Consider the following 17326-nt stretch of genomic DNA (forward strand, 5'->3'; position numbering starts at 1 on the left):
TGACCCATGTTGCTCATCGACACCTATGTCGGACCGAGTGCGATCGAGGGCGTCGGCGTGTTCGCCGCCGAACCGATCCGCGCCGGCCAGATGATCTATCGTTTCGCGCCGGAGTTTGACCGGCTGATCGCGCTCGCCGAGCTGGACTCCCTGCCCGAGTCCATTCGTCGCTTTGTCGACCGCTACACCTATCCCTATCCGGGCAAACCCGACGTTCTGGTGCTCGATGCGGACAATGGCCGCCATATGAACCACTCGCTGACCCCGAACACGGATTTTCGCGATTCCGTTTATGGCTACGCCATCGCCGACATTGCCCCGGGCGAGGAGATCACCTGCAATTATTCCGAGTTCGAACCCGGCTTTGAAATGATGCCCTCGCTCGTGGCGGCGCATGCCCGGGCGAACGGCAGCGATCCGTCCCATGCCGGTTAGGGTGTCGGGAGCGTCCTGACAGCCCGCGACGAATCGCACGCGCGGATCTCATCGGTCGAAAGCGGCTGCGGCGGAACCTGTGCCTGTCGCAGTCTGGGTTCCGTTATCCTCTCTTCAGGCGGACAAGCCCTCAGGGGCCTCATCGCACACGGCCGCGTCATCCTTGCTTGTGCCGCGCGGGGAGGGCGGGTACCAAGACGTCACGCTTGACTCATGGGGGCCGCGGCTCTCACGACGGGGGGCGTGGGACTGCAGTCGGTCTGTCCGGGCGAGGGGCGGCTGTCAGCACGTGTTCAATGAGATCGCTCAAGACCGTTCATGACCAAAGCCGACAGCCAGACCGGGCCGGGCCCCATCATCATCGCACGCCATGGCGAGCCCGACGCGGATCGGCGCGCGGTCATGGACTGGCGCGGCTATGTGGACTGGTGGGCGGCGTATGATCGGGCCGGGTTGAAACCGGGACAGGTCTCTCCGCCGAGCCTGGTCGAGCAGGCGGAATTCGCGGACACGCTGTTCTCCTCCACGCTGCCGCGCGCCATGGAAACAGCGCGCGCCACCGTGGGCGACCGCCCCATCGAGCATGACAGCCTGTTTGTCGAGGCGCCTTTGCCGCCGCCCTCTCTGCCCTGGAAAATGCAGGCGCGGACCTGGGGCGTGTTCGCACGCTGTTCATGGTGGCTTGGCTTTTCCCGGGATGGCGAGAGCCGCGCCCAGGCCGAGGTGCGCGCAGCGGCCGCGGCGGAAAAGCTGGTGAATGCGGCCCAGACGGGCGGCGTCGCCCTGTTCGCCCATGGCTGGTTCAACCGCATGCTGCGCCCTGAACTCAAGCGTCAGGGCTGGACCTGCGTGCGCGATGGCGGGGACGGATACTGGTCTTGGCGCCGCTATGAGCTGAAGCGCTAGCGCACAGGCGGCTTGATCCTCGGCGATCTTTCGCGATTGTGGGGCTCATGTATTCCTGATCAGAAGGCTGTAGCGATGACTGACGCCCCCTCCGCTGAAATCGCCCAGATGAGCTTTGAGACCGCGCTGAAAGAGCTCGAGACCATTGTCGCTCAGCTTGAGCGCGGCGAGGTGGAGCTCGAAAAGTCCATCGCCATGTATGAGCGCGGCGCGGCCCTGAAGGCCCATTGCGAGGCGCGCCTGCGCGAAGCCCAGCTCAAGGTCGACAAGATTGTCGAGCAGGCTGATGGCGCCCTCAGCGCTGAACCGGCGGACCTGGGCTAGGCGAATGACCTCCGAACCGGTCCAGCCTGACATCGCGCCCGAGGACTTCTTCAAGACCGATATCCGGCTTGGAACCATTGTGCGCGCCGAGCCTTTCCCCGAAGCTCGAAAACCTGCGATCAAGCTGTGGGTCGATTTCGGCCCCGAGATTGGCGAGAAGAAAAGCTCCGCCCAGATCACCGTGCATTATGAGCCGGAGACGCTGATCGGCCGCCGCGTGCTGGCGGTGGTGAACTTCCCGCCGCGTCAGATCGGTCCGGTGCGGTCCGAAGTGCTGGTGCTGGGCGTGACCGATACGGACGGCTCGATCCTCTTGCTCAACGCCGATGGGGATGCGCCGAACGGGGCGCGGGTGTCATGAGCGCGTTCGACACCCATCTCACCGAGACCGCAGACCGGGTCACGGTGGCGCTGGATGCGCTGCTGGCGCGTCCAGATGGTCCGGAAGCGCGGGTCATCTCCGCCATGCGCTACGCCGCGCTCGGTCCGGGCAAGCGTTTGCGGCCCTTCCTGCTCATCGAGGCGGGGTTCCTGGTGGGCGCGGATGAACGCGCCCTGTTGCGCGCCGCCTGCGCGGTGGAGTGCGTGCACGCCTATTCGCTGGTTCATGACGATCTGCCGTGCATGGATGATGATGATCTGCGCCGCGGTCGTCCGACCGTCCACAAGGAATACGACGAGGCGACCGCGGTTCTGGCGGGCGATGCCTTGCAGAGCCAGGCCTTCGAGCTGCTGGCGGATCCTGAAACCCACTCCAATCCCGCGGTTCGCGCCGAGCTGGTGCTGCGTCTCTCGAAAGCGTCCGGACCGCGCGGCATGGTGGGCGGCCAGATGATCGACATGGCCGTCGAGGCGGGCGAGCTGAGCGATATCGGCATCATCACCCGCTGTCAGCGCATGAAGACCGGCGCCCTGATCAGCTTCTGCGCCGAGGCGGGCGGGGTGATCGCCAATGCTGACCGCGCTCAGCGCATTGCGCTGGAAGGTTTCGCACATGACCTTGGTCTGTGTTACCAGATCGTCGATGACCTTCTGGACGCGGAAGGCGATGAAAGCCTGACGGGCAAACGCACCGGCAAGGACGCCGGTCAAGGAAAAGCCAATTTCGTCTCGATACTCGGGGTGAAGGACGCCCGCGACCGGGCCGCAAGGCTGGCCGATCAGGCGAAAGCCCATCTTGACGTGTTCGGCAAGGACGCCGACATGCTGCGTCAACTGATGGATTTTGTTTTGGCCCGGCAGTCCTGACGCCTAGATTAGAACAAGACAACAAGGACACGGCGCATGCCCGATACCCCGCATCTTGATCAGATCAGCTCGCCGCAGGATCTGAAGAACCGCGACCTTTCCTTCCTGAAAGCCGTAGCGGAGGAGTTGCGGGCGGAAACCATCGACGCCGTCTCGGTGACGGGCGGGCATCTGGGCGCGGGCCTGGGCGTGGTCGAGATGACGGTCGCCCTGCACCATGTGTTCGATACGCCCAGCGATATCCTGATCTGGGATGTGGGCCACCAATGCTATCCGCACAAGATCCTGACCGGGCGCCGCGATCGCATCCGCACCCTGCGCCAGGGCGGCGGCCTGTCCGGCTTCACCAAGCGTTCTGAAAGCGACTACGACCCGTTCGGCGCCGCGCACGCCTCGACCTCGATCTCGGCTGGTCTGGGCTTTGCCGTGGGCCGCGACCTCAAGCACGAAGAGGGCCGCAAGGTCGTCGCGGTCATCGGCGACGGCTCCATGTCCGCAGGCATGGCCTATGAGGCCATGAACAATGCCGGGGACATGAAGAAAGATCTCATTGTCATCCTCAATGACAATGACATGTCCATCGCCCCGCCCGTGGGCGCGATGAGCCATTACTTCGCTCGTCAGGTCAGCTCGAAAAGCTATAACTCCATCCGCAAGCTCGGGCGCGGCGTCGCCGAGGCGCTGGGCGTGAAGGAGCACGCGCGCCGGGCCGAGGAATATCTGCGCGGCATGGCCATGGGCGGCACCCTGTTCGAGGAAATGGGCTTCCGCTATGTGGGCCCGATCGACGGCCATGACATGGACCAGCTCGTCGCCGTGCTGCGTAATGTGCGTGATGCCGGCGAGGGGCCGATCCTGATCCACGCCGTGACGCAAAAAGGCAAGGGCTATGCCCCCGCCGAAGCGGCGGACGACAAGTATCACGGCGTCGCCAAGTTCAACGTCGTCACGGGCGAGCAGCAGAAATCCAAACCGGCGGCGCCGAGCTATACCGGCGTCTTCGCCAATGCGCTGATCCAGCTCGCTGAAACCGACGAGAAGATCTGCGCTGTCACCGCCGCCATGCCGGGCGGGACGGGCGTGGACAAATTCGCCGCCGCCTATCCCGACCGCGCCTTTGATGTCGGCATCGCCGAACAGCATGCGGTGACCTTCGCCGCGGGCCTCGCCGCGGAGGGCCTCAAACCCTATGCGGCGATCTATTCCACCTTCCTGCAGCGCGGCTATGACCAGGTGGTCCACGATGTGGCGATCCAGTCCCTGCCGGTGCGCTTCGCCATCGATCGGGCGGGTCTTGTGGGCGCGGATGGCGCCACCCATGCCGGCGCGTTCGATGTGGGCTATATGGGCGCCCTGCCGGGGATGGTGCTGATGGCCGCCGCCGACGAGGCGGAGCTCGCGCGCATGGTCGCCACGGCCAACGAGATCGACGACCGTCCGAGCGCTTTCCGCTATCCGCGCGGCGAGGGGCTGGGCGTTGAAATCCCCAAAGAGCTGATCCCGCTCGAGATCGGCAAGGGCCGCATCGTGCGCGAAGGGTCCGGCGTCGCGATCCTGTCCTTCGGCGCGCGCCTTGGAGAAGTGCTGAAAAGCGCGGACGAGCTGGCGGCCTATGGCCTGAACCCGACCGTGGCGGACGCCCGCTTCGCCAAACCGCTCGATCATGATCTCATCCGCACGCTGGTGCGTGAGCATGAAGTGCTGATCACCATTGAAGAGGGCGCAGTGGGCGGCTTTGGCGCCTTCGTTTTGCACTTCCTGGCCGAAGACGGCGCGCTCGATGCGGGCGTGAAGATCCGCACCATGACCCTGCCGGACATCTTCCAGGATCAGGACAGCCCCTACGGCATGTATGAGACCGCGGGTCTGAACGCCAAGCACATCACCGCCAAGGTGCTGGATGCGCTTGGTCGGCAGGCGGACGCGGCGGCGGCGCTGGCCTAACCCGCCTCGATCATCGCGACGACGCGCTCGATGGCGGCCTTGTGGCCGGCGACGGGTGCGTCCTCGGGATAGATGTCGAAGGCGAGCACGGGCGGGATGCCCCGGCCTTCAAAGACATGGCCCTCGCTGTCTTCAAACACCTCGTTGGACAATTCCAGATACCAGCCATTGGGCAGGGGCTTCGCCAGCGGGGTCGAGAAGGCGCCGCGCGTGGTTCCACCCACCAGAATGACGTTCGGCCGTTGGCGCAGCATCAGGGTGGTGATCTCGCCGCCAGACACCGTCACATCACTGGTCATGACATAGACCGGACCCGTATAGCGCACGCCGTCATAAGGGGTGATGACATAGTCCTGATCCGCCTCGGGCGCGCCCGGCACGCTGACTCGATATCCCAGAAACGTCTCATCGGTGAAGCGCGCCGCGATGGCGCGGGTGACGGCGTCATAACCGCCGCGATTGTTGGACAGGTCCAGAATGATGGCCTGATCATCCGCAAAGCGGGTGAGGGCGTCATCCAGCATGTCGGACAGCGCCGCGAGCTCCGCCTGAGACCACTCGATCGTGCCGGGCGTGTGCTCATGGGTGAAGCCGCCCATGGTGAAGATCTGGATATAGCCGATGGGCGCGCTGTTATCAGGCGTGATCTCGCCCACGATCACCCGGTCCGCCAGCAGCTCTGCGCCGGGGTCGAGCACGTCATTGAACAGCTGATCGACAAGGCCATTGAGCCAGGCGCCTTCGCCCATGCCCTCCCGGATCATCGGCAGGGTGGTCCCCAGCCCGGCCTGGGCCCGGCGGGGTTCGCCGTTCACCAGCCCCACCATCTTGGTGTGGGAATCGCCCAGCGGCTCCAGAAGGCCCGCCAGGACATCCCAGAGCGCGGCCTGGCCCATGCCGTCATGCACTTGCGGACGTGCGCGAGCCACAAGGGCGTCCCAGTTCACCCCGCGGGCCTGAAAGAAGCTGTAATGGGAGGCCATCACGCTGGTGAAAACGTCGAAGACAGCGGTTTCAGAGCTCAGATCTTCGGACCCGCAGGCTTGCGGCAGGGCGTCGAGCCGCTCGAAATGGGCCGAGGCGTCGCCGGGCAGATAGTTCAGGCGGATGGACTGGCCGTTGCGGGACGGCCGGAACAGGCGGTACTCCACCTGACCCATCATCGGCGTGCTCTCATCGGGGGCAGGGCTGGCGTAGCAGCCGGCTTGCGTATCCTGCCATCGGGTGACGCCGCGCTCGTCGATCTCGAGGATCCAGCCCTTTTCCCGGCTGTACCAGACGCCCTGGGCGCGCGGGTCGAGCGCGCCGTTCTCGTCAAAGATGGGATGGGCGGACGTCGCCCCCTGGAAAAGCGCGAACAGGAGCGTGAGGAGAAGCAGCATTGGCGAACCCGAAAAAATGACCGTGGTCACCTTTTGGGTTTGCGCGATGGGAAAGTCAAGCGCTCAGGCGGCGGCGAGGGCCAGGATCGTGAGGATGCGGTCATCCAGCGCCGCCTTCAGGTCAAAACTCTCACCGGTGTTGAGCCATTGGCGGATGACGCCTGTGACCGTGGAAATATAGAGTGCGGCGAGCGCATCCGGCTCGATATCCCGACGGATCTCGCCGCGATCCTGCGCTGTTTTGACCAGCGTAGCGGCCTGGGTCTGGACGCGAAGATCGGTGTCGCGCTCTGTGCGCTGGATATCGTCTGACTGGGGCGCGTAAGCGTGTTTGGCGCGCCAGAGAACAGGTTCGTTGCTGGCGAAGGTCACCGCATTCTGGGCCTGACTAAGGAAGGCGGACTTCAGCGTCTGGTCCGTGTTGGCGCGGGTCATGAAGTCCGCAGCCTGCATCGCAGCATCATACCAGTCCGCCAGAATATGCGCCTTGGTGGGAAAGTGGTTGAAGAAGGTGCCCTTGGCGACGCCTGCCGCCTTGCAGATGTCGGCGATCGAGGTCTGTTCATAGCCGCAGCTGCGAAACTGCTCGAGCGCAGCCTGATAGAGCGCTTCGCGCACCTGGGCTTTCTTGGCGTCACGTAATCCGGTCATCGGATCAGGATGCCAGAAAAGGTGACTGCGGTCACTCAATCGGGGATTTGGTTTTTCAGCCGGGCATGGATAAAAGCAGCCGCCTGAAGGCGAGGACGCGATGCGCGCAGACAAATACCTTGTTGAGCACGGCTATTTTGACACCCGGGCCAGGGCGCAGGCCGCCATTGCGGCGGGCAAGGTGTCCGTGAACGATGTCATCCTCGTGAAACCCTCCCAGACCATCCCGGAAGGCGCGGAGATCCTCGCCGAGGCGGCCCACCCGTATGTCAGTCGGGCGGCCCTGAAACTCGTGAAGGGGCTGGACGCTTTCGGTGTCGATCCGGCGGGCAAGCGGTGTCTGGATATCGGATCGAGCACTGGCGGCTTCACAGAGGTGCTGCTGGAGCGGGGCGCCGCCCGAGTTGTTGCTGTGGATGTGGGACGCGATCAGCTCGCCCCGGCCCTCAGAGCGCATCCGCAGGTGCTGAGCCTTGAAGGGACGGACGCACGCAATCTGACCCGCGAACTGATCGAGGATGCTGCGCCGGGGCTTCTGGTCTGCGACGCCAGCTTCATCAGCCTCGAGAAGGTGCTCGCCCGCCCGCTCGAGCTCCTGGGTGAGGGCGGTGAGATGATCGTGCTCTTCAAGCCCCAGTTCGAGGTCGGCCCGAAATTCGTGGGCAAGGGCGGACTGGTGAAGGATGAAGCGGCGGTGGAGCTGGCCAAGGAAAACGCCCGCGCGTTTTTCGCGCGGGCGTCAGTTCCGGTTCTCGGGGAAACCGGCAGCCCTATTCGCGGGGGGGACGGAAACCGCGAATATCTGTTCTACGGACGCAAGGCGTCAGCGGATCAGTAGGTGTTCGCCGGACGCCACACCCCGTCCGCGCCCTGACACATCCAGGTCACCGCGCCATTGCCCGATTGCATGTTGCGGCAGGCGTTCGCGCGGGGCGCGCTGGCGCTGGCGGTATAGCTGCGGCTCTCATAGCCGGTTTGCGATTGCGGCTGATAGGGCTGGTTCTGATAGGGCTGGGCCGGCTCGTCATAGCCATAGCTCTCGCCGCCCAGAAGCTCGCCGGAGCTCGTGGACGGATAGGAATAGCCCTGCTGGCTGTATCCGTCGTCATAGCCCTGACCGGAATAGCCATAACCCGTGTCATAGCCGCTATTGCCGTAGCCGTTGCTGGAATAGCCATATCCCGAGTTGCGCAGATGCTCGCAGCCATTGGAGCGGCCCGCCACGGCGGCGCCGGCGAGGGCGCCCAGACCTGCGCCGGCCAGAACCGCGCCGTCATTGCCGTCTTCCTCATAACGGCCCCGGCCGCGGCGATCATACCGGTCGCCCCGACGGGACCCGCGTCCGTAATGGTCGCGATGACGGTCGCGGCCCCGGTAATGGCGCTCGCGATCCCGGTCCTGACGGTCGTCATGGATCTCGGCGCCCACCACGGCGCCCAGCACCCCGCCGATGACGGCGCCGGCGACCTGGCGGTTGCGCTGGGCGGCCATGCAGGATTCATAGGTCGGTGCGGACTGGACCTGTGACTGTGCGGAATAGGTGCGATAGCTCTGCGCCTGCGCGCCGGAAGCGGCGAGCGGCAGCAGCGCGGCGCCCGTGAGGGCGGAGATGGCGAAACGTGAGCGGATCATGGTCGGACCCTCCTTGCAGGGCGCGTTCGGGCGCCGGTGTTTCAATCTACGCAAACCCTAGGCCAGCGGCCATGAGCCGGAGATGAACAGTTTGGGGCGATTGCGTGGAGTTTGCCCCGCCCGGACAGAAACGGGCCCGCCACGAAGACATGGCGGGCCCGCTCCTGTCCCCGGCGCCTGTCCCCACAGGCGCCGGAAGGTTCCGGCGCGGATAGAGCGTCCGCCCGGAACAGCGGCTGACGCGAGAGAGAGCGTCAAGCCACGAAAGTTATAGCCAGATTACTGGCGTCGCGCCACTTCCCAGCGGCCATAGGCGTCCTGGCACATGCGCACGCGGTCATAGGTGACCCGGCCATTGGGCAGGAAGATCTCAGCATCCCCCCAGCGGCACTGCCGGGGCCCCCAGCGGTGCCAGTCGCCTGCGCGCACCACGCCGCGCACGCCTGAATAGGGGTTGGCCCAGTAATAGGGTTGGTCGGTGATGAAGGCGGATTGAAGGCCATAGCGATACTGGCCGCGGTCGCAGTCATTGAGCGCGGCGCCCAGGCCTGCGCCCACCAGCCCGCCGGCGAGCCAGGCGCCGCCATCGCCCTCACCGACCGCCCCGCCCAGCAGGGCCCCGATCAGCGCGCCCGCGATCACCGCATCGCCGTCCGAGCGACAGAACTGGTCGGTATAATAGAAGTTGTGGCTGTTATAGCGGCGATAGCTGTCGTGATAGCGCCAGCTGCGGCCATAGGAGGGGCGACGGTCCACATGATAGTGGATCACCCGGCGCGGCGGCGGGGCATAGCGACGATGGCCCCGGCGGTCGTCATGACCCCAGCGACGTTGGTCGCGACGGTCATAATGGTCCCGGCGGTCATTGCGGTTCCAGCCGTGATCACGACGCTGGTCCCTGCGGTCATAATCGCGGCGGTCGTGGTCGCGCCGGTTCTCCCAATGCCGGTCCCGGCGCTGCTCGTGACCGCGCCCGTCCCGACGGCCGTCATGATCGCGGCCGCGATGATCTCCGCGCTGACCGCCTCGATCATGGTCCCGGCGCTGGTCACGAGTGCGGTCGCCTCGATCCTGATCACGACGACGCTCGCGTTGTCGCTCGCCGCGTTCGCCCCGGCGGTCTCCGCGGGCCTCGTCGCGCTGGCCCCGCCGTCCATTCCGGGCGTCCTGCCCGTCTTCGCGGCGGTTCAGACGGTTCTCCCGTCGCGCCTCGCGGCGCGCTTCACGGCGCTCCTGGCGTTCTTGCTGAACGGTTTCGATCACGGCCTCCGCCGCATAGGCGGACGGCGCAAGCACGAGGCCCGGCGTCACGATCGCGGTCGACAGAAGGCATGAGGCGGCGAGGGTTTTCAGGCGCATGGCATGGCCCTTTCCTGTGCTGCGGCGGGGTTCGGCCTTAATGTAAACAAACCCTAAAACCCCGAAGCTGAGCCGGACATGAACACGATTGTCAGAAATGGGGCGAGGACCGGACTTGCTCTGGGCGCTTGACCGCAAAGCTCTCGCCCTGCATCAGCATGCGCATGAACAGACGTCGCAAAGCCGCCCCCAAACCCGTCCATGTGGAAACCCTGATCGCCGACAGCCTCGGCGCACGGGGGGACGCCGTCATGGCAGGTCCCGTCTTCACGCCCGGATTGCTGCCGGGAGAGGGCGCGAAGGTGGAGGTGCAGGGCCAGCGGGGACGTGTGCTCGAACGCGTCAGCACCAGCCCGGACCGGGTCGAGCCGTTCTGCCCGGTGGCGGAGCGCTGCGGCGGCTGCTCGCTGCAGCACTTTGAAGAGAGCGCCTACAGGCTGTGGAAACGCCATCTCGTGGTGGATGCGCTCGAGAAAGCCGGCGTGCACGCCGAGGTGCGCATGCTGGTGGACGCCCATGGCGAGGGCCGGCGCCGCATGACGCTGCACGCCCAACGCTTTGGCGCCAAGCTGGTGGTGGGCTTTGCCGAACGGGCTGGCGACAAGATTGTCGACATCACCGATTGCCCGGTCTCGACGCCCGGCCTGCGCGCCTCCGTGCCGGGCCTGCGCAAGCTGGCTGAAGTCGCGACGCCTAAGAAGGGCCGGATCGACATTCATGTGCTCGATTGCGAGCCGGGCCTCGATGTCTCCATCCAGGGCGTCAAGGAGATCAGCCTGGCCTTGCGCGAAGCCGGAGCCGAGCTCGCGGGCAAGTACAATTGGACCCGCGTCACCATTGGCGGCGATCCGCTGATCGAGTTCGAGGCCCCGGTCGTCAAGTTCGGCGATACGAAAGTCACCCCCGCGCCCGGCGGCTTCCTGCAAGCCACCGCCGAGGGCGAAGCGATCCTCGCCGGTTTCGTGGACGAGGCGGTCAAAAGCCTTGAGGGCAAGGGCCCGTTCAAGGCGGCGGATCTGTTTGCCGGGGCGGGCGCCTTCGCCCTGCGTCTGGCGCGCACCATGCCCGTGCTGGCCGTGGAAGGGGAAAGCGGGCTGCTGCACGCTTTGCAACGCGCCGCCCAACGCACGCCCGGGCTCAAGCCTGTGGATGCACGGGTGCGCGATCTGGCGCTCGAACCCATCACCCCCAAGGAGCTAGAAGGCTATTCGCTGGTGGTCATCGACCCGCCGCGGGCGGGCGCGAAAGCGCAGGCCGAGCGCCTGTCTGACAGCATGGTCCCGGTGATCGTCTCGATCTCCTGCAATCCCGCCACCTTCGCCCGCGACGCCGCGATTCTCATTGAGGGCGGCTACAGGATGGGCCCCGTCACCCCGGTCGATCAGTTCAAATGGACCGGCCATGTGGAGTCGGTTGCGGTGTTTCGGCGGCGGTAGGGCGGCAAGACAGAGCTGAATTCCCGGGCGAGCGCAGCGCAGACCCGGGACCTCTCTCCGCGCAAAGCGTCCGATTCTGCACGAGGCCCCGGCTCTGCGCTGCGCTTGGCCGGGGTTTCATTCATCTTTTCCTGTCATTCGCCGGTTTATCCGGCGAACCCATGCCGTGACCTGTGATAGGGCCGACCGGCATGGATCCCCCGCATGAAGCGGGGGATGACAGGCAATAGAAACTTCCTCTTTCCCGGCGAAGGCCGGGGCCCAGAGCCGGACCCGAAGCGTTTGATGATCTCTGGATCCCGGCCTTCGCCGGGAAAGAGGGGGTATATAGAGGGTGTTGTAAGTCCTACCCGTACGCCGCCGCGCGGAGCTTGTGATCGGCGAGCACGAGGGCGGCCATGGCTTCGGCGACGGGGACGCCGCGTATGCCGACGCAGGGATCGTGGCGGCCCTTGGTGACCACTTCGGTTTCCTGAAGGTCCTTGGTCAGCGTCTGGCGCGGAATGCGGATCGAGGAGGTGGGCTTGATCGCGACGCGGACGACCAGGTCCTGACCGGTCGAAATGCCGCCCAGCACGCCGCCGTTGTTGTTGGACAGGAACTCAGGTTGGCCATCCGGGCCCAGGCGCATCTGGTCGGCGGCGTCTTCGCCGCGCATGGCGGCGGCTTCAAGCCCCGCGCCGATCTCGACGGCCTTGGCGGCGTTGATCGACATCATGGCGCTCGCCAAGTCCGCATCGAGCTTGCCATAGACCGGCGCGCCCCAGCCTGCAGGCACGTTCGAGCACACGACTTCGATGAGGGCGCCGACCGAGCTGCCGTCCTTGCGGATGCGGTCCATATCGGTTTCCCAGAGCTTCGCGGTCTCGGCATCCGGGCAGAAGAAGTCGTTCTCGCGCACCTGATCCCAGTCCCAGCGGGACCGGTCGATCCTGCGTTCGCCAATCTGCACAAGCGCGGCGCGGATCTGGATGTCTTCGCCCAGCACCTTGCGCGCGACCGCGCCCGCGGCGACGCGAGCGGCGGTTTCACGCGCGGAGGAGCGCCCGCCGCCGCGATAATCGCGCACGCCATACTTGGCGTCATAGGTGAAATCGGCGTGGCCGGGCCGCCATTTATCGCGAATGTCGGAATAGTCCTTGGAGCGCTGGTCGGTGTTCTCGATCATCAGCGAGATCGGTGCCCCGGTGGTGACCTGACCCCCCGTCCGCTCATCCTCGAACACGCCGGAGAGGATCTTCACCTCATCGGCCTCCCGGCGCTGGGTGACATGGCGCGACGTGCCCGGCTTTCTGAGATCGAGCCAGGGCTGGATATCGTCTTCGGTCAGCCTGATCCCCGCCGGGCAGCCGTCAATGACGCAGCCGAGCGCGGGGCCGTGGCTTTCGCCCCAGGTCGTGAAGCGGAACAGATGACCGAAGGAATTATGGGACATGATGCAGACGCCAGGCAGACTTCGTTACAGGCGCGGCACTCTAGAGAGGCTTTGCGCAGCCGTCACGCCGCGTTGCTGCCCCCGCGAACCCATTTGGCGAAGCGGGCGGCGGGCGAGGCTTTCACAAAGCGCTCGCAGAAGGCCTTCAAAAGGTTCGTATGCGCGTCCGCGTCTTCCTCGGCTTCGCTGACCTTGGTGTCCTCGAACTTCTTCTTCATCGCCGCCAGACGCTTGAGCTCGGCCTCGCCCTGCTGGTTGAGGTCGGCGTCCACCATGACGTCCTGAACCTTGATATGCACGCGCCAGAGCGGGTCGCCGATGGGCACGACGACCGTGCCGTTCTTCACCGCCACCGGAATGCGGATCATCGCTTCACGGTCATGGATCTTGATGGTGCGGATGCCGCCCTTGCGCGCCTCTTCAGGCGTAATGGTGATGTCATGCCGGCGCGGCGCGAACCGGCGCAGCACTTCATAGGCCTTCAGCATGCGCTGAAGCCTGGCCACAGTCTTGGCGTCGCCATCCTTGGCGGTGTCGGGGTGAACCTCCTTGATCACGTTGCGAAAGCGATCACGGACGACGGAGAAATCCTCGTCGCCCTCAAGGCCGAACACCTTGTACGCTTTGACTATCGCTTCGTGCGGCTCACTCATACTGTACAGAATAAACGGCTTTTATTGTCGAATCGTTGATCTCTATCGAGGCGTGACTAATTCAGGGTCAGCCCGCGATCGGGCCTGAGGAGCGTGCCATGAGCGACAAGTCCGTCATCCCGCCCAGCCCCAGCCAGCATGACTATGAACAGTCCGAGGCGAATCCGCCCGAAGACATCTTCGCGCGAGAGGACCCGTTCGCCCTGTTCGAGCACTGGCTCGAGGATGCGAAGGCGAAAGAGCCCAACGACCCCAATGCGGTCGCGCTGGCCACCGCGGATGAGGCGGGGTGTCCCGATGTGCGCATGGTGCTCCTGAAGGGCTTTGATGCGCGCGGCTTTGTCTTCTACACCAACACCGACAGCGCCAAGGGATTGCAGCTCGAGGCCAATCCCAATGCGGCCATGTGCTTTCACTGGAAGAGCCTGCGCCGCCAGATCCGGATTCGCGGCCCGATCAGCCAGGTCAGCGCGGAAGAGGCGGACGCCTATTTCAAGTCCCGCGCACGCGACAGCCGGATCGGCGCCTGGGCGTCCAAGCAGTCCCATGAACTGGAAAGCCGGTTCGCGCTGGAGAAGCGCGTCGCTCAGTACGCGGCGAAGTTCAATATCGGCGACATTCCCCGCCCGGAGAACTGGACCGGATACCGGCTCGATCCGCAACGGATCGAATTCTGGCGCGATCGCGCCTTCCGCCTGCACGACCGGATGGTGTTCGAACGGACACAATCGCGTGAAACATGGTCGGTAAGCCGGCTCTATCCTTAAAACGGGGCGGGTGTCGGACTAGACTGCCATCACATCCATTCAGTGACGCTCGGGGCTTTGTCATGATTTCGGTTTTTCGCGCCATTCGGCATCTCGTGGTCGGTGTGACCGCGGCGCTCGCCATTTTCACACCGCTCTGGTTTGCGGCTGCAGGGCTGGGCACCCGCTTTGACTTCTGGAGCTATCGCTTCGGTCTGGGCGTGATGACGTTTGAATGGGGACCGCGCTTCCTGTTCGCCGCTCTGGGGGCGGGCGCTCTCAGCCTCGTGCTGCTGATCGTCTTCCGCTTCGTCTTCGGCAAGGCGAATGCGCCGGGCGCAGGCGGCTGGGTCGCGGCGGTGCTGGCCATCGCGGTTGGCGCAGGCGGGCTGGGCTACGCTGCGTCGGTGCGCGAATACGCGTCCACGATTCCGCCCATTCATGACATCACCACCGACACCCAGAACCCGCCGCAATTCTCCGCGGCCCTGATCGACCGGCGGGGCCCGGACGCCAATTCGATCGATTACGCCAGCAAGATCGATCCGCGCTCCGAACGCCCGCTGCCCGAAGTGCAGGCCGAGGCCTATCCGCAGATCCAACCCATGACCTTCGCGGTCGAACCCGAGCTGGTTTACGAGGCGGCGCTGAACACGGCGCGTGATCTGGGATGGAAGATCGGCACGGATTCGCCCGAAGCGGGCCTGTTCGAAGCGACCGACACCACCTTCTGGTTCGGCTTCAAGGATGATGTCGTGGTGCGCGTGACCGCGCTCGAAGACGGCGGCAGCCGGGTCGACGCCCGCTCGGTCAGCCGGGTCGGCGTGTCCGATCTGGGCGCGAACGCCGCGCGTCTGGAACAGTTCGAAACGCGCCTGCGCAGCTCGCTGGGCGAGGGCGCCTAGGCGAACCGATCAGGCGAGGGCGTAGCGGGTGTCCAGCCCCGGCGCGCCCTCGCAGACCGCCTTGCCCTGCTCCACCAGATGGATCATGTGCGCCAGCACCGAATGGGCCGCGGCCGGGTGCAGGCGCTTGTCCACATCGGCGTACATCACCGAGACCATCGCCTTGATGGTGGTCTGGCCGTTCTCGAGCTGTTTGAGCACCTGGGCCTCGCGGTTTTCACGGTGCGCGATATAGGCGTCCAGAAAGGGCTTCGTGTCGGTGATCTGGGGGCCGTGGGTGGGCCAGATCGTGTCGAAATCCATCAGCCGGATGCGCCGCAGCTGAGCCATGTAATCACTCATGGACCCATCGGGCGGGCTGACGACAGACGTGGACCAGCCCATCACATGATCGCCCGAGAACAGGGCGTTCTCCTCTTTCAGCGCATAGCACAGATGATTGGAGGTGTGCCCCGGGGTGTGGAGCGCCGTCAGCGTCCAGTCCGGACCGGTGAAGACGTCGCCATCCTCGATCTGCACATCCGGGCGGAAGCCCAGATCATCGCCCGCCTCCATGCGCACCTCGCCGCCTTCCGGTTCGGTGACCTTCGGCATGCGGCCATGGACCTTGCAGCCATGCTTTTGCGCCAGCGTGTGGGCGAGGGGGGAATGGTCGAGATGATGGTGGGTGACGAAGACATGGCTGACCCGCTCGCCCTTCAGGGCGGCGTCCAGCGCGGCCTCGTGTTCAGGCATGGCCGGACCGGGATCCAGAACGGCGACCTCGCCGGTCCCGATGATGAACACGCCGGTGCCGGTGAAGGTGAAACTGCCCGGATTGGGGGCGATGACCCGGCGGATGCGCGGGCTCATCCGGTTACAGCGCCCGTATTCGAAATCAAAGTCTCGCACGAAGGGGATGGCGCTCATATCAGGTCTCCACAGAGGTCAGGCGGGCGTCCACATGGGCGCGCAAGGCGTGCGCCAGCGTGCGGGTCGCCTTGAGTTTGTCCGCCATCGGCAGGGCGATGGGCGGGCCCATATCGGTCTTGTTCACATCCACGATCCACAGATCAGAGGTCTTGCGGTCGCGCAGGACGTCTATGCCGCCCCAGTCCAGGCGCATCCCGGCGCAGAAGCGGCGGATCAGGTCGCGTTCCTCGGGCGTAAAGACGGCGTCAGGATCCAGCAGGCGCACTTCGCTGTTGTGATTGGCGAAACGGTCTTCCAGGGGACGCCGCTTGAGAAACACGACCGGAACCTCGCCGCCCACCGAGGGGCAACGCAAATCCTCGACGCAGCCGTCTTCCGCGACATTGTCGATCAGGCGTTGATAGGCGAGACCGGGTTCGGGCGCGACCGGCCCGGTCAGCACGCGCCCGTCATGGGCGCCGTTGGTTTCGGACTTCACCGCCATCGGTCCGGCCCAGCGTGCGGGGTCCACGGCCAGGGCGCGTCCGCTGACGGCTTCAAAAACGGCGGCGACCCGGGATTTGGAGGTGTCCAGGCAGTGCGCGTTCAGATGCGGGCGCGCAGAGGGGGCGGCTTCGGGGACACAGGTCACATCCTCGAAGCTGAAGACCAGATCCGCCGCCTCGGGCGAGGCCGCCATCTGCAGGCCGGCCAGCTGCACGACCGGCCAGATCAGATACCAGGGGCGCGGCCGGTCCGGGGTGAACCACACTCGCGGCCCGTCTGACGGCACGGAGCGTCGCGCCAGTTCGATGCGGGCATGATAGCCGAGCCAGGCCACGCATTCAGAAACGATCCCGCCATCTATCGGGATGCGGGCGCCGGTCTTTCTGACCTGCACCACATGTCCGTCCAGATGAAAGTCGCGCCACCAGGCGGTCGTCGTCATAGAGCTGCCCCTCTCGATTCCGGTTACACGATACCGCGCCACCGGAGGGGCGCAATTCACGCCTGATCACACCGGCGCGCTTTTTGCGTCACGCTTTCGTGTCCGCCCTTGAGACGCCGCCGAGGACCGCCGCCATGACACGCCTGAACGCCGCCAGCGTTTTCGTCAGCCGCCGCATGCGCCTTCTGGTGATGGCGGCGGTGGTGATCGGGTGTCTCAAACTGGGACTCGAGCCGCCTGCGACCGGGCCGGTTCAGTCAGGACCGGTTCATGCGGGAGCGGATATCGTGCGTGATTCAAACGCTGAACGCGCTCAAAGTCCGGACAAAAACTGACCCGGCATAGACTATGTGTTCACAGAGAAGTTGTTGAAAAACAATTCTAAATGTTGCTGACTGCGGGTCGTCCTTGATCCGATAGAGTGTAACGC

19 protein-coding genes are annotated in these 17326 nt (G+C 65.3%); 11 read left to right on the top strand and 8 right to left on the bottom strand.

The features are described from left to right. Positions 1-6: 6 nt before the first annotated feature. The 6 genes from OA2633_RS14240 (at position 7) to dxs (ending at position 4857) form a co-directional block, all read left to right on the top strand. Positions 7-435, top strand: coding sequence for an SET domain-containing protein (locus OA2633_RS14240; RefSeq protein WP_009803283.1), 429 nt, complete (start codon positions 7-9; stop codon positions 433-435). A gap of 318 nt (positions 436-753) precedes the next feature. Then, entirely contained in the window at positions 754-1341 is a 588-nt protein-coding gene (locus tag OA2633_RS14245) for a histidine phosphatase family protein (RefSeq protein WP_009803284.1), read from the top strand. Between the two features lie 75 nt (positions 1342-1416). After that, the gene (locus OA2633_RS14250) at positions 1417-1665 is read left to right on the top strand and encodes an exodeoxyribonuclease VII small subunit (protein ID WP_009803285.1); all 249 of its coding nucleotides are present in this window, start codon (positions 1417-1419) and stop codon (positions 1663-1665) included. A gap of 4 nt (positions 1666-1669) precedes the next feature. Continuing rightward, positions 1670-2026 (top strand): tRNA-binding protein, encoded by a 357-nt coding sequence (locus OA2633_RS14255; RefSeq protein ID WP_009803286.1) that lies wholly within the window; start codon positions 1670-1672, stop codon positions 2024-2026. Next, a complete protein-coding gene (locus tag OA2633_RS14260) occupies positions 2023-2913 on the top strand; it encodes a polyprenyl synthetase family protein (protein WP_009803287.1) in 891 nt (296 codons plus the stop codon). The genes OA2633_RS14255 and OA2633_RS14260 overlap by 4 nt, the downstream gene beginning before the upstream one ends. A gap of 36 nt (positions 2914-2949) precedes the next feature. Next, positions 2950-4857, top strand: a complete 1908-nt coding sequence (gene dxs / locus OA2633_RS14265; RefSeq protein ID WP_009803288.1) for a 1-deoxy-D-xylulose-5-phosphate synthase — start codon at positions 2950-2952, stop codon at positions 4855-4857. Here dxs and OA2633_RS14270 read toward each other — a convergent pair. Together OA2633_RS14270 and OA2633_RS15620 are read right to left on the bottom strand one after the other, a co-directional pair. Next, on the bottom strand, positions 4854-6239 hold the full coding sequence (locus OA2633_RS14270) for a S41 family peptidase (protein ID WP_009803289.1): 1386 nt from the start codon (positions 6237-6239) through the stop codon (positions 4854-4856). The two genes, dxs and OA2633_RS14270, sit on opposite strands and share 4 nt — an antisense overlap. A 63-nt stretch (positions 6240-6302) precedes the next feature. Further along, entirely contained in the window at positions 6303-6890 is a 588-nt protein-coding gene (locus tag OA2633_RS15620; protein WP_009803290.1) for a TetR/AcrR family transcriptional regulator, read from the bottom strand. A 100-nt stretch (positions 6891-6990) separates the two neighbouring features. Between OA2633_RS15620 and OA2633_RS14280 the strand changes: the two genes are divergently transcribed. After that, positions 6991-7728: a TlyA family RNA methyltransferase gene (locus OA2633_RS14280; RefSeq protein ID WP_009803291.1), complete on the top strand. Its 738-nt coding sequence runs from the start codon at positions 6991-6993 to the stop codon at positions 7726-7728. Here OA2633_RS14280 and OA2633_RS14285 read toward each other — a convergent pair. Further along, the gene (locus OA2633_RS14285) at positions 7722-8522 is read right to left on the bottom strand and encodes a hypothetical protein (protein ID WP_009803292.1); all 801 of its coding nucleotides are present in this window, start codon (positions 8520-8522) and stop codon (positions 7722-7724) included. The two genes, OA2633_RS14280 and OA2633_RS14285, sit on opposite strands and share 7 nt — an antisense overlap. A 279-nt stretch (positions 8523-8801) precedes the next feature. Beyond that, entirely contained in the window at positions 8802-9881 is a 1080-nt protein-coding gene (locus OA2633_RS14290) for a hypothetical protein (RefSeq protein WP_040612764.1), read from the bottom strand. A 164-nt stretch (positions 9882-10045) separates the two neighbouring features. Between OA2633_RS14290 and OA2633_RS14295 the strand changes: the two genes are divergently transcribed. Continuing rightward, on the top strand, positions 10046-11317 hold the full coding sequence (locus tag OA2633_RS14295) for a class I SAM-dependent RNA methyltransferase (protein ID WP_009803293.1): 1272 nt from the start codon (positions 10046-10048) through the stop codon (positions 11315-11317). Between the two features lie 346 nt (positions 11318-11663). On the opposite strand, the gene aroC is transcribed toward OA2633_RS14295, so the two are convergent. Together aroC and OA2633_RS14305 are read right to left on the bottom strand one after the other, a co-directional pair. Beyond that, positions 11664-12752, bottom strand: a complete 1089-nt coding sequence (aroC, locus tag OA2633_RS14300; protein ID WP_009803294.1) for a chorismate synthase — start codon at positions 12750-12752, stop codon at positions 11664-11666. A gap of 62 nt (positions 12753-12814) precedes the next feature. Then, positions 12815-13405 carry a J domain-containing protein gene (locus OA2633_RS14305; RefSeq protein WP_009803295.1) on the bottom strand — a complete coding sequence of 197 codons (591 nt, stop codon included), beginning with the start codon at positions 13403-13405 and terminating at the stop codon, positions 12815-12817. Positions 13406-13503: 98 nt separating this feature from the next. On the opposite strand from OA2633_RS14305, the gene pdxH reads away from it, so the two are divergent. Together pdxH and OA2633_RS14315 are read left to right on the top strand one after the other, a co-directional pair. Beyond that, positions 13504-14172 (top strand): pyridoxamine 5'-phosphate oxidase, encoded by a 669-nt coding sequence (gene pdxH / locus OA2633_RS14310; RefSeq protein ID WP_009803296.1) that lies wholly within the window; start codon positions 13504-13506, stop codon positions 14170-14172. A gap of 62 nt (positions 14173-14234) precedes the next feature. Continuing rightward, a complete protein-coding gene (locus tag OA2633_RS14315) occupies positions 14235-15056 on the top strand; it encodes a DUF1499 domain-containing protein (protein ID WP_009803297.1) in 822 nt (273 codons plus the stop codon). Positions 15057-15065: 9 nt separating this feature from the next. Here the strand turns inward: OA2633_RS14315 and OA2633_RS14320 are convergent, their stop codons facing one another. After that, entirely contained in the window at positions 15066-15965 is a 900-nt protein-coding gene (locus tag OA2633_RS14320; RefSeq protein WP_009803298.1) for an MBL fold metallo-hydrolase, read from the bottom strand. Between the two features lies 1 nt (position 15966). Further along, the gene (locus tag OA2633_RS14325) at positions 15967-16896 is read right to left on the bottom strand and encodes a hypothetical protein (RefSeq protein ID WP_009803299.1); all 930 of its coding nucleotides are present in this window, start codon (positions 16894-16896) and stop codon (positions 15967-15969) included. A gap of 134 nt (positions 16897-17030) precedes the next feature. Between OA2633_RS14325 and OA2633_RS14330 the strand changes: the two genes are divergently transcribed. Beyond that, positions 17031-17231 carry a hypothetical protein gene (locus tag OA2633_RS14330; protein WP_009803300.1) on the top strand — a complete coding sequence of 67 codons (201 nt, stop codon included), beginning with the start codon at positions 17031-17033 and terminating at the stop codon, positions 17229-17231. Positions 17232-17326 lie beyond the last annotated feature (95 nt).

Origin of the sequence: Oceanicaulis sp. HTCC2633 (assembly GCF_000152745.1) — a bacterium.
Classification (GTDB): Bacteria; Pseudomonadota; Alphaproteobacteria; order Caulobacterales; family Maricaulaceae; genus Oceanicaulis.

Coding starts and splice junctions, on each gene's coding strand:
- OA2633_RS14240 (WP_009803283.1), top strand. CDS start 7: ATGTTGCTCATCGACACCTATGTCGGACCGAGTGCGATCGAGGGCGTC.
- OA2633_RS14245 (WP_009803284.1), top strand. CDS start 754: ATGACCAAAGCCGACAGCCAGACCGGGCCGGGCCCCATCATCATCGCA.
- OA2633_RS14250 (WP_009803285.1), top strand. CDS start 1,417: ATGACTGACGCCCCCTCCGCTGAAATCGCCCAGATGAGCTTTGAGACC.
- OA2633_RS14255 (WP_009803286.1), top strand. CDS start 1,670: ATGACCTCCGAACCGGTCCAGCCTGACATCGCGCCCGAGGACTTCTTC.
- OA2633_RS14260 (WP_009803287.1), top strand. CDS start 2,023: ATGAGCGCGTTCGACACCCATCTCACCGAGACCGCAGACCGGGTCACG.
- dxs (WP_009803288.1), top strand. CDS start 2,950: ATGCCCGATACCCCGCATCTTGATCAGATCAGCTCGCCGCAGGATCTG.
- OA2633_RS14270 (WP_009803289.1), bottom strand. CDS start 6,239: ATGCTGCTTCTCCTCACGCTCCTGTTCGCGCTTTTCCAGGGGGCGACG.
- OA2633_RS15620 (WP_009803290.1), bottom strand. CDS start 6,890: ATGACCGGATTACGTGACGCCAAGAAAGCCCAGGTGCGCGAAGCGCTC.
- OA2633_RS14280 (WP_009803291.1), top strand. CDS start 6,991: ATGCGCGCAGACAAATACCTTGTTGAGCACGGCTATTTTGACACCCGG.
- OA2633_RS14285 (WP_009803292.1), bottom strand. CDS start 8,522: ATGATCCGCTCACGTTTCGCCATCTCCGCCCTCACGGGCGCCGCGCTG.
- OA2633_RS14290 (WP_040612764.1), bottom strand. CDS start 9,881: ATGCGCCTGAAAACCCTCGCCGCCTCATGCCTTCTGTCGACCGCGATC.
- OA2633_RS14295 (WP_009803293.1), top strand. CDS start 10,046: ATGAACAGACGTCGCAAAGCCGCCCCCAAACCCGTCCATGTGGAAACC.
- aroC (WP_009803294.1), bottom strand. CDS start 12,752: ATGTCCCATAATTCCTTCGGTCATCTGTTCCGCTTCACGACCTGGGGC.
- OA2633_RS14305 (WP_009803295.1), bottom strand. CDS start 13,405: ATGAGTGAGCCGCACGAAGCGATAGTCAAAGCGTACAAGGTGTTCGGC.
- pdxH (WP_009803296.1), top strand. CDS start 13,504: ATGAGCGACAAGTCCGTCATCCCGCCCAGCCCCAGCCAGCATGACTAT.
- OA2633_RS14315 (WP_009803297.1), top strand. CDS start 14,235: ATGATTTCGGTTTTTCGCGCCATTCGGCATCTCGTGGTCGGTGTGACC.
- OA2633_RS14320 (WP_009803298.1), bottom strand. CDS start 15,965: ATGAGCGCCATCCCCTTCGTGCGAGACTTTGATTTCGAATACGGGCGC.
- OA2633_RS14325 (WP_009803299.1), bottom strand. CDS start 16,896: ATGACGACGACCGCCTGGTGGCGCGACTTTCATCTGGACGGACATGTG.
- OA2633_RS14330 (WP_009803300.1), top strand. CDS start 17,031: ATGACACGCCTGAACGCCGCCAGCGTTTTCGTCAGCCGCCGCATGCGC.